At 44.2% G+C, this 1,860-nt stretch carries 2 protein-coding genes; both read left to right on the top strand.

Annotation, left to right across the window (positions count from 1 at the left end):
• The coding region (locus tag ACX1N5_RS15665; protein WP_458803558.1) for a ShlB/FhaC/HecB family hemolysin secretion/activation protein at window positions 1–1,654 on the top strand (1,654 nt) is incomplete at its 5' end.
• 34 nt (window positions 1,655–1,688) lie between these two features.
• Window positions 1,689–1,860, top strand: a 172-nt coding sequence (locus ACX1N5_RS15660) for an ESPR domain-containing protein (protein ID WP_458803560.1), incomplete at its 3' end; no start/stop codon positions are given.

The following is a 1,860-nucleotide window of genomic DNA, read 5'->3' as shown; positions in this document are numbered from 1 at the left end:
TGATCCAGCCACAGATGCTGTACAGCGACAACAGCAACGCGATGCCGCTCTAGAGAAACAGATTCAGCCCACGGTGGATGTCAGGCTTCCAAGTAGCCAACTCCCACTGGCAAGCCAACAACGGGCTTATCTTCAATCGCATAGTGAATCACTCTGTTTTCCTATCCAGCAGATTACTTTACAAGGTGAACAGGCTAGTCGATTTGAATTTGCGTTAAAACAATTGCGACATGGAAAAAACAACCTGATCGGGCGTTGTTTGGGTATTGAAGGGCTTAACCAGATGGTGAATCTGGTACAAAATAAAATTATTGCGCGTGGTTATGTCACCACACGGGTTTTACTGCCACAACAAAATATCCGCTCGGGTCATATTACACTCACTGTCATTCCTGGCGTGGTTGATCAAATCAAGTTTGCTAAAGGCACCTCAAAAAGAGCCCATCAGTGGAATGCCTTACCAGTGAAATCCGGAGATTTGTTGAATATTCGGGATATTGAACAAGGCTTAGAGAACTTTAAACGCGTTCCAACAGTTGAAGCCGATTTTAAAATTGAGCCTTCGGTCAATAAAACCATGCCGGGGTATAGTGATCTTATACTTGGCTGGCAACAGTCAAAACCGTATCGATTGCATTTTGGAATAGATGATTCCGGTTCAAAAACTACAGGAAAATATCAGGGAACAGTCACAGTATCTTTAGATAATCTGATCACGTTCAATGATTTATTTTACGTCAGTTATAACCATGATCTGGGTGGCGGCGATTCTGGTCGACGGGGAACAGATGGCTATTATGTCAGTTACAGTATTCCGTTTGGTTACTGGTTGCTCAGCAGTAATTTGAGCTCGTCCAACTATAATCAGACGGTTGCAGGCGCCAGTCAAAGCTATAACTACAGTGGCGAAAGCCAGTTGATGAATATCGATTTATCCCGCGTGATTTATCGTGACGCACACCGAAAAACCACAGTTTCTTTTGGTGGTTGGTCCCGCCAATCACATAACTACATTGAAGATGTTGAAGTGGAAGTGCAGCGTCGAAAAACTGGGGGCTGGAAAGCCAGCATTGATCATACCGAATATTTAGCCAATGCCACCTTGAATGCCAATCTGACCTATAAGCGGGGCACAGGTGCATTTCATTCCATACATGCACCAGAAGAACAATTTGGGGAAGCCTATACCCATGTGGGAATTCTGCAAGCCAATGCCAGTTTACAGGTACCATTTCGGGTCGGCTCACAAACCTGGCAATATCTGGCTGAGTGGCGCATGCAATCCAGCAATCAGCCTTTAACCCCTCAAGACCGTTTTTCCATTGGTAACCGCTATACCGTGCGTGGTTTTGATGGTGAGCAAACCTTAATGGGGGATCAGGGCTTTTTAGTTCGAAACGAGTTCAGTGGACCGCTGCTCAAACTCCCAATGCAATGGTATGCCGGAATCGATTATGGTGAAGTCGGCGGGCGCACTACGCGAGAACCCAATCCCTTACCAGGTACCAGCCTTCTCGGTTCTGTGGCCGGCCTACGTGGACAAATGCTCAAATCTTTCCAATACGATGTGTTTATTGGAGCACCATTACAAAAGCCAAAGAACTTTATAACAGATCACTGGACCGCCGGGTTTAGTGTCAACTTTATGTATTAATTCACTTTTAAAAATATAAAACGCGTTAAATATTATGAACAAGAATTGTTATCGTATTATCTTTAGTCACGCCCAAAATATGTTCGTTGCTGTGGCTGAAATTGTTAAAAGTCGTACAAAAACAGCTGGGCAATCACAGCAAACCCATACAGATCCTGTTGCTCAGGCAAGTACTACAATTACCTATAAGAAACTACAGCCTTTAA

Source organism: Acinetobacter sp. ANC 4636 (assembly GCF_054454555.1).
The sequence above is the reverse complement of the archived record's forward strand: the minus strand, read 5'-3'. Positions and strand labels throughout refer to the sequence as shown.